The sequence below is a fragment of the Actinacidiphila acidipaludis genome, from assembly GCF_019890725.1.
Taxonomy (GTDB): Bacteria; Actinomycetota; Actinomycetes; order Streptomycetales; family Streptomycetaceae; genus Actinacidiphila; species Actinacidiphila acidipaludis.
Genome location: NZ_JAINZZ010000002.1, coordinates 26,997 through 38,797, shown reverse-complemented (window position 1 = coordinate 38,797; position 11,801 = coordinate 26,997). Strand labels below are relative to the sequence as shown.

11 protein-coding genes are annotated in these 11,801 nt (G+C 74.8%); 5 read left to right on the top strand and 6 right to left on the bottom strand.

Features of this window, described 5'->3' with window-relative positions:
- Positions 1-19: 19 nt before the first annotated feature.
- On the bottom strand, positions 20-1,054 hold the full coding sequence (locus K7862_RS01930) for a small ribosomal subunit Rsm22 family protein (protein WP_222959775.1): 1,035 nt from the start codon (positions 1,052-1,054) through the stop codon (positions 20-22).
- A gap of 351 nt (positions 1,055-1,405) precedes the next feature.
- On the opposite strand from K7862_RS01930, the gene K7862_RS01925 reads away from it, so the two are divergent.
- Together K7862_RS01925 and K7862_RS01920 are read left to right on the top strand one after the other, a co-directional pair.
- Complete coding sequence (locus K7862_RS01925; protein ID WP_372461480.1) at positions 1,406-2,944, top strand: sugar transferase; 1,539 nt, start codon at positions 1,406-1,408, stop codon at positions 2,942-2,944.
- A gap of 97 nt (positions 2,945-3,041) precedes the next feature.
- Positions 3,042-3,524: a VOC family protein gene (locus K7862_RS01920; protein WP_222959771.1), complete on the top strand. Its 483-nt coding sequence runs from the start codon at positions 3,042-3,044 to the stop codon at positions 3,522-3,524.
- A 43-nt stretch (positions 3,525-3,567) separates the two neighbouring features.
- Here K7862_RS01920 and K7862_RS01915 read toward each other — a convergent pair whose 3' ends face one another.
- Positions 3,568-5,148, bottom strand: a complete 1,581-nt coding sequence (locus K7862_RS01915; RefSeq protein WP_308011794.1) for a glycosyltransferase — start codon at positions 5,146-5,148, stop codon at positions 3,568-3,570.
- Between the two features lie 204 nt (positions 5,149-5,352).
- Here K7862_RS01915 and K7862_RS01910 point away from each other — a divergent pair, with 204 nt between their 5' ends.
- The gene (locus tag K7862_RS01910; RefSeq protein ID WP_222959769.1) at positions 5,353-6,132 is read left to right on the top strand and encodes a polysaccharide deacetylase family protein; all 780 of its coding nucleotides are present in this window, start codon (positions 5,353-5,355) and stop codon (positions 6,130-6,132) included.
- Positions 6,132-7,340 (top strand): YncE family protein, encoded by a 1,209-nt coding sequence (locus K7862_RS01905; protein ID WP_222959766.1) that lies wholly within the window; start codon positions 6,132-6,134, stop codon positions 7,338-7,340. Before K7862_RS01910 ends, K7862_RS01905 begins: the two co-directional genes overlap by 1 nt.
- Here the strand turns inward: K7862_RS01905 and K7862_RS01900 are convergent.
- The 3 genes from K7862_RS01900 to K7862_RS01890 are packed head-to-tail and all read right to left on the bottom strand — an operon-like array spanning position 7,337 to position 10,003.
- On the bottom strand, positions 7,337-8,491 hold the full coding sequence (locus K7862_RS01900; RefSeq protein WP_222959764.1) for a serine hydrolase domain-containing protein: 1,155 nt from the start codon (positions 8,489-8,491) through the stop codon (positions 7,337-7,339). The genes K7862_RS01905 and K7862_RS01900 overlap by 4 nt on opposite strands.
- Entirely contained in the window at positions 8,457-8,654 is a 198-nt protein-coding gene (locus tag K7862_RS01895; protein WP_222959762.1) for a hypothetical protein, read from the bottom strand. Before K7862_RS01895 ends, K7862_RS01900 begins: the two co-directional genes overlap by 35 nt.
- Positions 8,655-8,698: 44 nt before the next feature.
- Entirely contained in the window at positions 8,699-10,003 is a 1,305-nt protein-coding gene (locus K7862_RS01890) for a multidrug effflux MFS transporter (RefSeq protein WP_372461479.1), read from the bottom strand.
- A gap of 87 nt (positions 10,004-10,090) precedes the next feature.
- On the opposite strand from K7862_RS01890, the gene K7862_RS01885 reads away from it, so the two are divergent.
- Complete coding sequence (locus K7862_RS01885; protein WP_222959760.1) at positions 10,091-11,116, top strand: Gfo/Idh/MocA family protein; 1,026 nt, start codon at positions 10,091-10,093, stop codon at positions 11,114-11,116.
- Positions 11,117-11,174: 58 nt separating this feature from the next.
- On the opposite strand, the gene K7862_RS01880 is transcribed toward K7862_RS01885, so the two are convergent.
- The gene (locus tag K7862_RS01880) at positions 11,175-11,486 is read right to left on the bottom strand and encodes a 4a-hydroxytetrahydrobiopterin dehydratase (RefSeq protein ID WP_222959758.1); all 312 of its coding nucleotides are present in this window, start codon (positions 11,484-11,486) and stop codon (positions 11,175-11,177) included.
- Positions 11,487-11,801: the final 315 nt, after the last annotated feature.

Below are 11,801 nucleotides of genomic sequence, written 5' to 3'. Positions count from 1 at the left end.
CAGGGCGGCCCGGGGCGGCTCAGGGCAGTTCGGGGGCCTCGCCGCCACCGGGGGTGTCCCCCGCCTCGAAGGCGTCCCCCCACGCCGTGTCGCGGGCGGCGCGGTACGCGGCGCCGTGCCGCTTGGTGACCGTGGTCCGGTTCAGGCCGTCGTCGCGGGTGCACAGGTCGAGCAGCACCTGGCCCTTGCGGATCTGCGGATGGCGGACCACCCGGGCCGCGGCCGGCGCCCCGGGCACGGCGGCCGCACGGGCGGCGGCGACATAGCTGAACTTCTCGTCCTCGTACGGCAGTGTGCCGCCCTTGACCTGCCGGTGCAGCGAGGTGCGCGGCACCCGCGCGGCGAAGTGGCACCAGTCGGTGCCGGTGACGGGGCAGGCGCCGTCGTGCGGGCAGGGCGCCAGCACGGTCAGGCCGGCCGCGATCAGCCGGTCGCGGGCCTCGATGACCCGCCGGTAGCCCTCGGGGGTGCCGGGTTCGGCGACGACGAGCGCCCCGCGGGTGGCGGCCACCGCCGCGTCGATCAGCGACGCCCGGTCGGCGGCGGTGAGTTCGCCGAGCACATAGGAGACCGTGACCAGGTCGGTGACCGGCAGCGCGGGCGCGCCGCCGAGCGGCGCCCTGGTCCACTCCGCCCGGCGGACCGCCTCCTCCTCGGCGTCCCGCGCGAGGTCGCGGCCGAGCGCGAGGGCGGCCGGCGACCAGTCCAGGACGGTGCTGCGGTGCGCCCCGCCCGGCCAGGCGTCGGCCACGGCCCAGGTGGCCGCGCCGGTGCCGCCGCCCAGGTCGAGATGAGTGACCGGCGTCCACTCGCCGGCCTGCTCGCGGAAGGCGCCGAGCGCCGACCGCACGGCCGCGTAGGTGGCGGGCATCCGGTACGCGGCGTAGGCGGCGGCGTCCGCGGCGTCCCGGAGGATCGGCGCGGCGGTGGGGGTCGTCCCCCGGTAGTTCTCGATCAGCCGCTCGACCTGAGCCGAGGCCCGGCTGGGGGCGGTGGCCTGGAGCCGCTCGGTGAGGGCGTCCTGGAGGTCGGAGGGCAGGTGGACGGTCGACACAAGCCACAACTGTAAGGGTCCGGCACACCTGTAACGAACCCCTTACACTGCGTGCTGCCGCAGGCGCCATAGTCGGCTCAACTCGGTCAAAATAACGGCGCGAATCTGCGCAATCCGCAGCGCGCACGCCTCTGTTTGGCCTAGCGTTCCCCCGTACCTGGGCGACGCCAGTACTTGGGGAAGTGCTGGAGGCGTCCACTCGGTCGCGATGTGCCAGGGGGGTCCATGCGGCGTATCGGAAACAACCCGGTCATCCGGGTCCTGTCGGTCGAGAGCGAGCCGAGACCGGCGCGGAGATCGTCTCCGCCCTCCCCCAGAACGAAGGCATCGGCACGTACCGGTGCCTTTGGTGTGCCCGCCGTGCTCCAGCCGGCCGCCGGCGAGGGGCCGCACGCCGGCGGGAGAACGCTGACCGGCGACGGGCCACCGGGCCCTGAGGGGCCGCACGGCCGGCACAGCGTGCACCGGGCCCACAGCAGGTACGGGGACAAGCCCGCCTGGTACCTGCCGCTCGCGCTGGCCGTGGACCTGCTGGGCGTCGCCCTGCCCGTGCTGCTGGTGCTGCGGCGCGCCGGCCAGCCGCACCCGCTCGCCTGCGCACTCGTCGCGGCCGGGTCCTGGGCCGCGGTGCGGGCGGCCCGCCGTCGCTACGCGGCCGACGTCCTCGGCGAGGGCGGCGGGGTCCTGGCGGTGTTCGGCGACTGGCTGGTGCTGCTCGGGGTGCTGGCCGTGCTGCGGACGGCGTTCGGGGAGATCGTCCGCCCGGCCCTCGGCCTGGTCGCGCTCGCCCTGGCCCCGCTGCTGACCCTGGCCGGGCGCAAGGCCACCCACCACCATCTGATCGCGGCCCGCAAGGCCGCCGAGTCCGTCCGGCGGGTCCTGGTGATCGGCGAGCCGAGCACCGCGGACCAGGTCGTCGGGCATCTGGCCGCCCGCACCGAGCACGCCTACGTGGTGGTCGGCGTGGTGCCGGTCGGCAGTGCCAAACTCCAGTGCGGCGCGCCGGTGCCGGCCCGGCTGGGCCCGGTCACCCCGGCGGCGCTCACCGAGGACGCGGCCGCGGTGCTGCACGCGGCCCGCGAGCAGCACGCCGAGCTGGTGCTCGTGGCCCCCGGGCCGCGGCTCACCGCCGAGCGGATCCGCCGGCTGTCGTGGGCGCTGCACGACGCGGGCCTGCCGCTGGCGGTGCTCTCCGGTCTGGTGGACGTGGCCGTGCGCCGCGTCCAGGTGGACGCCCCGGCCGGACTGACCATGCTGCACATCGCCCCGCCGCTGCGCCGGGGCCTCCAGGTCGGGCTGAAGTCCGCGCTGGACCGCACCGGCGCGGCGCTCGGACTGCTGCTGCTGGCCCCGCTGTTCGGCGTGGTGGCGCTGGCCATCAGGACCACCTCGCCGGGCCCGGTCTTCCACCGGCAGACCCGCTACGGCCAGGACTGCACGCCGTTCACCATGTGGAAGTTCCGCACGATGGTGGCCGACGCGGAGGCCCGCAGGGCCGAGCTGGAACTGACCGGCGCCAACGAGAACGACGGCCTGATGTTCAAGATGCGGCGGGACCCGCGGGTCACGCCGGTCGGCCGGCTGCTGCGCCGCTGCTCGCTCGACGAGCTGCCGCAGCTCGTCAACGTCCTGTGCGGCGACATGTCCCTGGTCGGCCCGCGCCCGCCGCTGCCCGACGAGGTCGCCCGCTACGACGAGGTCGCGCTGCGCCGGCTGGTGGTCAAGCCCGGCATCACCGGGCTGTGGCAGGTCAGCGGCCGCAGCGACCTGTCGTGGGACGAGACGGTGGCGCTGGACCTGCGCTACGTGGACAACTGGTCCTTCACCGGGGACGTGGACGTGATGGCCCGTACCGTGCGGGCCGTGGTCGACGGACGGGGGGCCTACTAGCCGCGCGTTCGGCGGCGACCGATGAGTTTCCGCGGGCGGTCCGGTCGTGATGGGAGCAGGATCGATCTGACCGCAGCGAGCGAGCGGAGGCTCCCCGATGACGACGAGCGGATTCACCACGTGCCTGTGGTTCGACGGGCAGGCCGAGGAGGCCGCGGAGTTCTACCTGTCGGTGTTCAAGGACGGGCGGCGGGGCCGGGTCGGCCGCTACACGGAGGCCGGCCCGGGTGAGCCCGGGTCGGTCCTGGCCGTGGAGTTCACCGTCAACGGCCAGAAGTTCGTGGCCGTCAACGGCGGCCCGGAGTTCACCTTCAACGAGGCGATCTCGTTCCAGATCCACTGCGCCGACCAGGACGAGGTGGACTACTACTGGAGCCGGCTCACCGAGGGCGGCGGCGAGGAGGTCCAGTGCGGCTGGCTCAAGGACCGCTTCGGCGTCTCCTGGCAGGTCGTCCCCGCCGTCCTCTTCGACCTGCTCGACGACTCCGACCCCGCCAAGGCCACGGCCACGTCGCGCGCCATGCTGGGGATGAAGAAGCTCGACATCTCCGCTCTGGAGTCCGCCCACACCTCGGGCTGACCACCGCCGGGCGCTCCGCCCGTCACCGTGCGGGCGGGGGCGCTCAACCGGCGGGGTCCGGGGCGCGGACCGCGTCGCGCCCGGCCGGCGGTTCCTTCGGCATCGGGGGCACGGTGGCGACGCGTTCGGCCGCGGGAGGATCCGGCTCGGGCACCGCGTCGGCCACGGCGGGCGGCGCGTCATGCACGACGGGCGGCGCGTCGGGCATGGGCGGGGTCTCGGCAACTCCCGCCGCGGGTGCGGCCTCGGCCGCCGGCGCGGGCGCGACCTCCGCCACCGCGGGCTCGGCTTCGGGCTCGGCCTCCGGCGCGGGCGCGACTTCCGCCACCCCCGCCGCGGGCGCCGTCTTCGGCATCGGCGGCACCTCCACCGCCCCCGCCACGGGAGCGGCCTCGGGCATCGGGGGGACGGCGGCGACTCCCGCCGCGGGTGCGGGTCGCGCGGGTGCGGCGGCGAGTGCGGCGGCCAGGAGCGCGTCGATGTGGGCGAGGCCGGCCGCGCGGGTGAGGTGCGCGGCGGCGTAGGCGGGGCCCGCGGTGCCGGGGGTGGGGTCGGCGGCCAGGGCCTGGGTGGCGGCGAGCAGCGCCTCGGGGGCGCCCGGGGGGACCACGAGACCCGCGCCGGCACGGGCCAGTTCGCGGGCGGTGCCGCTGCTCTCGGGGACGGCGGCCACGATGGGCCGCCCGGCGGCGAAGCAGGAGGTGAGCTCGGGCGGCACGTCCGCGTCGGTGACCGCCAGGACGTCCGCGGCGGCCAGCATGTCGGGCAGCTCGTTCTCGTCCGGCAGCGGCGCGATCTCCAGGTTCGGCAGGCCGCCGGACCGCGCCCGCACCCGCTCGCGCAGGCCGGCGTCGCCCAGCAGCACCATCCGCAGGGTGGGGTCGCGCCGCGCGGTGTCGGCCAGCAGGGCGAGTCCGGGCCCGTCGCCGGGGTCACCGCAGTGCAGCAGGACGGTCTGCCCGGGCCGCCAGCCCAGCATCGCCCTCATCTGCTCGCGCGGGCGCGAAGCCCGCGGGGTCAGCGACCAGTTCGGCACCAGCCGTACGCGCTCCTGCGGCACCCCGAGCGCGGCGATCTCCGCGACCAGCGTCTCGTGGGCCGCGCCGACCACGGCCGCGCGCCGCAGCACCGACCGCTCCACGGCGCGGGCGGTGACCGACCGGGCGCCCAGCAGGTTCCGCACGAGCGGCACGAACGGCACGCCGTACCGCGCCGCGAGCCGTGCGCCGATCACACCTGCGGCCAGGCTCGGCATCTGCGCCGCGACCACGTCGAGCCGCCGGAGCTGGTCGAGCTGGTCGAAGCGCGGCGCCGCGGACAGCCCGCCGCGCAGCAGGGACATCTCGAACAGCGCCCGGCGCACCGCGGTCTGACGTGCCGGCACCAGGTGGCCGTGCCGGTGCACCCGCACCCCGCCGCGTTCCTCCTCGGCCCGCCGCTTGCCCGCGTACGCGGGGTCGAGCCGCCAGGCGGGATAGTGCGGCATGCCCGTCAGCACGTGGACCTCGGCCCCGCCGGCCGCCCAGTGCTCGGCGATCTGTGTCGCGTAGCGGCTCGTACCGGCCGGTTCCGGCGCGTAGTTGGTGGTGACCAGCAGCAGGCGGCGCGCGGCGGTTCCGGCCACGGAGCGCTCCCCTCTCCCCGATGTCCCCGGGTCTCCCCTGATGTCCCCGGGCCGCCGGCTCCCCGCCGGGCCCCGCGGAAGCACCCCGGGCTCCCCCCGGGGCGAACAGGCGACCACCCTAGCGTTCAGCCGTACGGGCCATCCGCGGGACGCCGGGTCGAGTCAATCCGATAGATAGGACAAAACGCCTTAAAGTGATCCGCGATGCCCACGCCGATCTCACGCCGCGACCTCCTCCAGGTGACCGCCTCGGGGGCGCTGCTCGCCGGATGCGCCTCCGGGAGCCGCGACCCGGCCGCCGCCACGCCCTCAGCCACCGCGGACGCGCCCGCCGGCCCTGCCGCCGGGCCGTCCCCCACGCCCGGGCAGGGTGCCGCCACCGCCCTGCCCGACCAGATCGAGCACGGCCCGCGCGACCGCGCGATGGTCGCCCTGACCTTCCACGGCCAGGGCGAACCCGCCCTGGCCACCGCCCTGCTGACGGAGGCGGAGAAGGCCGGCGCGCGGCTCACCGTGCTGGCGGTCGGAACCTGGCTGGACGCGTACCCGCAGCTCGCCCGCCGGGTCCTGGACGGGGGCCACGAACTCGGCAACCACACCCAGACGCACGGCGACATCGGCGCGATGAGCGCAAACGAGGCCTCCGCGGAGATCACCGGCTGCGCCCAGCGGCTGCACAAGCTCACCGGCTCGCAGGGGCGGTGGTTCCGCCCGTCGCGGGCCCGGCTGACCACGCCCCTGGTCGTCCGGCTGGCCCGGCAGGCGGGTTACCCGCATCTGCTGTCGTACGACGTGGACCCGCTCGACTACACCGATCCGGGCGCCGGCCAGGTCCGGGCGGCGGTGGCCGCGCAGGCCCGCAACGGCTCGGTGGTCTCCCTGCACTTCGGGCACAGCGGGACCGTGACCGCGCTGCCCGGGATCCTCGACGACCTCCACCGCCGCGGTCTGCGCGCGGTCACGACCTCGGAGCTGCTGACCTGATGCGCACCCCCACGTCCCGCCGCGCCCGGCGTTCCCTGTCCTCCACCGTGCTCGCCGCCGCCGTCGCCGTCCTGGCGGTGGCCTGCGGGAGTTCGGGCCCGCAGCCGCACGCGCAGTCCGGCAAGAAGCCGCCGTCCACCGAGCGGAACGGCATCCGTCCCCTGGAGGCGGCGAACGCCGGCCTGCCCGGGATGCCGCCGCTGCTCGACCCGAACGACGTGTACGCCGCCGACCGGCCCAACGCCCTGTCGCCGGTGGTGCGCAACTTCCCGCAGCGCGTCTACGTGCCGAACACCGAGTCCAACACGGTGACGGTCATCGACCCCAAGACCTACAAGGTGATCCGCACCATCCCGGTCGGCCTGCAGCCGCAGCACGTGGTGCCGTCGTGGGACCTGAAGACGCTGTGGGTCAACAACGACGTCGGCAACAGCCTCACCCCGATCGACCCGGCCACCGGCAAGGTCGGCCACCCGGTGTCCGTGCACGACCCGTACAACCTGTACTTCACGCCGGACGGCAAGTACGCGGTGGTGATGGCCTCGCTCGACCGCCAGCTGGTGTTCCGCGACGCGCACACCATGGCGATCAGGAAGACCGTCCCGGTGAGCTGCTACGGCGTCAACCACACCGACTTCTCGCCCGACGGCCGGTACTTCATCGTCTCCTGCGAGTTCTCCGGTGAACTGCTCAAGGTGGACACCGCGAAGATGGAGGTCATCGCGCAGCAGAAGCTGCCGATGGACGGCGCGATGCCGCAGGACGTCAAGATCTCCCCGGACGGCAGGACCTGGTACATCGCCGACATGGTGGCCAACGGCGTCTGGGTGATGAACGGCGACACCTTCTCCAAGCCGAAGCTGCTGCCCACCGGCGCCGGCGCCCACGGCCTCTACGTCTCCCGCGACTCGCGGACGATGTACATCTCCAACCGCGGCGAGGGCTCGGTGTCGCTGCTGGACTTCCACACCGGCAAGCTGACCGGCAAGTGGCACATCGACGGCGGCGGCAGCCCGGACATGGGCGGGGTGTCGGCGGACGGCAAGGTGCTGTGGCTGTCCGGCCGCTACGACGGCGAGGTGTACGCGCTGGACACCACGACCGGCAGGACGCTGGCGAAGATCCCGGTGGGCGCGGGCCCGCACGGCATGTGCGTGTACCCGCAGCCCGGCCGCTACTCGCTCGGCCACACCGGGATCTTCCGCTAGACGGTCCGCGCGGGAGAGCCCGGGCCGCCGGGCATGGGTGAGCGGGCCGGCACCGCCGCGCCGGCCGGGCGGGCCGCCCGGACGGCTCTGGCCAGCCGGGTCGCCGCGGCGGCCCGCGGGGCGCTGCCGTCGCGCCAGGTCCTGGCCGGGTGGACGGAGTTGGTGAGCAGCACCAGGAACGCGTCGCTCACCGGGTCGATCACCAGGCTGGTCCCGGTGAACCCGGTGTGCCCCGCGGCGCCGCCGCCCGCCAGCTCCCCCATGAACCAGGGCTGGTCGACCTCGAAGCCGGGCCACGGCCCTCCGGCGTCCAGCAGCGCCCGGCAGAGCAGCGCGAGGTCCCAGGCGGTGGAGAACAGGCCGGCGTGCCCGCTGACCCCGCCCATCGCGAAGGCGTTCTCGTCGTGCACGACGCCGTGCACCATGCCCCGGTCGAGCTTGCCCCAGGGCCGGCGCTGGTCCTCGGTCGCGGCGATCCGCGGCAGCAGCTCCCGCGGCGGGTTGAAGCAGGTGTCGGCCATGCCGCAGGGGCCGGTGATCTCCTCGCGGACCAGCGCGTCCAGCGGACGTCCGGTGGCCGCCTCCAGGCACTGCTGCACGGCGATCAGGTTGAGGTCGGAGTAGATCCGGACCGTCCCCGGCTCGTGCAGCGGCGCCTCCTGCCACAGCATGCGGGCGCGGGCCTCGGGGGTGTCCGCGTCGTAGAACGGCAGCTCGGGGCGCATCCCGGAGGTGTGGTCGAGCAGCTGGCGGACGGTGACCGCCGCCTTGCCGGCCGCCGCGAAGCCGGGGACGTAGGACGCGACGGGCACGTCCAGGGCGAGTCGGCGGGCGGCGATCACCGAGGTGAAGAGCTTGGTGAGCGAGGCCAGGTCGAAGAGGGTGTCGGGCCGCATCGGGACCCGGAGGTCCGCCGGCAGCTCGGTCCCCCGGTCGGCGTGCTCGTCGTAGCCGGTGTACCGGACGGCGTCGCCGACCGCCTCGTGCAGGGCGACGACGCGGCCCCGGCCGGCCAGCACGACGGCGCCCGCGCACCAGGGGTGCCCGGACGCCGGGCGCAGGAAGGCGGCCAGCTCGGGGACGATCCGCTTCAGCTCGTCGGTGTCGAGGCCCGCCTCAGGGCAGGAACCTCTCGACAGCGGCGGGACCATGTTCCTCCAGTGCCTTGCGTGCCTGTTCGATGAGTTCCGGGGTGCAGTCCCGGCCGGAGGCCATCACCAGGTCCTCCGGGTCCACCGCGTGCTCGGATCCCGTGTGCAGCGTGCTGTCAGCGGTCTTGAACGCCCAGGTGCGTTCGTCCGGAACGTCGGACATCGCTTCCTCCTGAGGGACAGGGCCCGCATCGGCGCCTGCGGGCCCTACGGTCCCTCCACCGTACGCCGCCCCCGCACACAGAGCCCGACGAAGGCCGCGGAGGCGATGACGACGCAGGTCAGCTGCGTGATCGCCATCGGAACCGCGGTGCCGTCGCCGGCCACCCCGGCCAGCGGCGAGATCGCCGCGCCGACGAGGAACGACGACGTGCCGATGAGCGCGGACGCCGAGCCCGCGGAGCGCTTGGTGCGCAGCAGCGCCAGGGTGTTGGTGGTGGGCAGCACCAGGCCCATGGACGCCATGAGCACGAACAGCGCGGCGGCGATCTCGGGCAGCGTGGCCGGGCCGAAGACTCCCGTGGTCAGCAGCACCAGCGCGACCGAGGCGGCCCCGATCAGCACCAGGCCGGCGCCCAGCACCTTGTCCATGTCGACCCGGCCGACCAGCACCTTGCCGTTGAGCTGCCCGACCGCGACGATCCCGACGGAGTTGAGGCCGAACAGCAGGCTGAAGGTCTGCACCGAGGCGCCGTAGACGTCCTGGACGACGAAGGACGACGCGGACACGTACGTGAACAGGGCCGCGAAGCCGAAGCTACCGGCCAGCACGTAGCCGGTGAACACCCGGTCGGCCAGCAGCCCGCGCATCGCGCCGAACGTCTCCTTCATCTCCCCGGAGTGCCGCTCGGCCGGCGGCAGGGTCTCGTGCAGCCGCCGCCAGACCAGCACGGTGAGCAGGACGCCGATGACCGTGCACACCACGAAGACCCCGCGCCAGTCGGTGACCCGCAGGATCTGGCCGCCGATGAGCGGCGCCACGATCGGCGCCACGCCGGAGATGAGCTGGAGGGTGGCGAAGAAGCGGGCCATGTCCACGCCGTCGTAGAGGTCGCGCACCACGGCCCGGGCGATGACGATGCCCGCGGCGCCCGCCAGGCCCTGCACCACCCGCACGCCGATCAGCAGGCCGGCGGAGGGGGCGAGGGCGCAGAAGGCGGTGGCCAGCACGTAGATCACCATGCCGGTCAGCAGCGGGCCGCGGCGTCCCCAGCGGTCGCTGAGCGGGCCGGCCACGAGCTGCCCGAGTGCCAGGCCCGCCAGGCAGCCGGTGAGGGTGAGCTGCACGGTCGCCGACGGGGCGTGCAGCGCGTCGGTGACCTGCGGCAGCGCCGGGAGGTACATGTCCATGGACAGCGGCGGCAGCGCGGTCAGGCCACCGAGCACGAGGGTCACCAGCCAGCCGGTGCGGCGCCGGGCCGCGAGGTCCGCTCCGGCCAGAGGCGTGCGGCGGGGGGTGGGGGTGGTCAGGGCGGGTGTCTGCGCGGGGTCTCTGGGCCCGGCGTCCTGCACGGTGGCACTCTCCGTCCGAAGTAGTTGAAGCGTTGCCTATTCTTTCAGTCCACGGGGACCGCCACGGACCGGATGCGAGGACACGCCATGGGGCAGGACATACCGAGGATCCGCTGGGGGATCCTGGCCACCGGCGGCATCGCCGCCACCTTCACCGAGGCCCTGACGTCGCTGCCCGACGCCGAGGTGATCGCGGTCGGCTCACGGAGCACGACCGCCGCGAAGGCGTTCGCCGAGCGGTACGGCATCCCCCGCGCGTACGGGACCTGGGCCGAACTGGCCGCGGACGACGACGTGGACGTGGTCTACGTGGCCACCCCGCACTCCGCCCACCGCGAGGCGGCCGGCCTGTGCCTGGAGGCCGGGCGGGCCGTGCTGTGCGAGAAGGCGTTCACCATCAACGGGCGCGAGGCCCGCGAACTGGTCGAACTCGCCCGCGGGCGCGGCCTGTTCCTGATGGAGGCGATGTGGACGTACTGCAACCCGCTGATCCGCCGGATGACCGCGATGATCGCCGACGGCGCCATCGGGCAGGTCAGGAACATCTCCGCGCACTTCGGCTTCGCCGAGGACTTCGCCCCCACACACCGCATGCGGGACCCCGGGCAGGGCGGCGGCGCGCTGCTCGACCTCGGCGTCTACCCGGTCTCCTTCGCCCACCTGCTGCTCGGTGAGCCGGACGCGGTCCAGGCGTGGGCGCACATGACGCCCGAGGGCGTCGACGACAGCACCGGCATGGTGCTGGGCTGGAACGGCGGCGCGGTGGCGACCCTGTCCTGCTCGTTCACCGCGGACACCGGCGCCCCGGCCACGGTCTCCGGCTCCGCCGGGCGGATCGAGATCGCCGACGGCTTCTTCCACGCCGAGTCCTTCACCCTCCACCGCCGGGGCGCCGAGCCGCAGACCGTACGGCTGGCCGACGTGCACGAGGACCACGACCGCGGCACGATGCGGCACGAGGCCGCGGAGGTGATGCGGGCGCTGCGCGCGGGCGAGACGGAGTCGCCGCTGGTCCCGCTGGACGGCTCACTGGCGGTCATGCGCACGCTGGACGCGGTCCGCGAGCGGATCGGCGTCCGCTACCCGGCCGACCGCCGACCGGCCGACCGCTGACCGGCGGGGCGCTGACCGGCGGGGCGGCCGTGCGGTCAGTGGTCGGGGAGCCGGTCGCTCACTCCGCCCGGTGGGCCGCCGCGGCCGCCGCGATCCGGGCCGCCAGTCCGAAGTCCTTCGCGGTGAGCTGTGACCCGGCCGCGTGCGTGGTGATGGAGACCGCCAGCGTGTTGTAGCCGAGCGTCAGGTCGGAGTGGTGGTTCAGCTCGGCCTGGATCCCCGCGATGTGCATCGCCAGGATCGCCGCGGGGATGTGCTCGAGGTGGTAGGTGCGGCGCAGCGCCGTACCGTCGTCGGACAGCTCCCAGCCCGGCAGCTCGGCGAGGCGGTCCTCGATCTCCTTGCGGGACAGCGGTTCGGCGTACGGCATCGGGCGCCTCCGTGCGGCAGCGTCGGGCAGGGTGCCGAGGCCGGGCGTGCGGGTCGCGCGGCGCCGCGCGCGGCCCGGTGCGGACGGCGCCGGGGTGCCGGCCGCGGCCTCCCTCCCATGCTCGCACCGCCTCCCCCCTCCTGCCACGGACGACACCGGACGCCGCCGGACGCCGCCGGACGCCACCGCCTCCCGCCGTCGTCCGCACCCGCCCTCCCCCACCGTCCGCGCCGGCCCTGCGCCACCGTCCGCTCCGGTGCGCGTTCCCGCGCGTCAACCGCGCACACGCGAACAGCCGTGCGCCTAGGCTGCCGG

What these genes read in the sequence shown, in the direction of transcription:
- K7862_RS01920 (WP_222959771.1), top strand. Translation starts at nt 3,042, where the DNA reads ATGACGACGAGCGGATTCACCACGTGCCTGTGGTTCGACGGGCAGGCC.
- K7862_RS01885 (WP_222959760.1), top strand. Translation starts at nt 10,091, where the DNA reads ATGGGGCAGGACATACCGAGGATCCGCTGGGGGATCCTGGCCACCGGC.
- K7862_RS01895 (WP_222959762.1), bottom strand. Translation starts at nt 8,654, where the DNA reads ATGTCCGACGTTCCGGACGAACGCACCTGGGCGTTCAAGACCGCTGAC.
- K7862_RS01900 (WP_222959764.1), bottom strand. Translation starts at nt 8,491, where the DNA reads ATGGTCCCGCCGCTGTCGAGAGGTTCCTGCCCTGAGGCGGGCCTCGAC.
- K7862_RS01910 (WP_222959769.1), top strand. Translation starts at nt 5,353, where the DNA reads ATGCCCACGCCGATCTCACGCCGCGACCTCCTCCAGGTGACCGCCTCG.
- K7862_RS01880 (WP_222959758.1), bottom strand. Translation starts at nt 11,486, where the DNA reads ATGCCGTACGCCGAACCGCTGTCCCGCAAGGAGATCGAGGACCGCCTC.
- K7862_RS01905 (WP_222959766.1), top strand. Translation starts at nt 6,132, where the DNA reads ATGCGCACCCCCACGTCCCGCCGCGCCCGGCGTTCCCTGTCCTCCACC.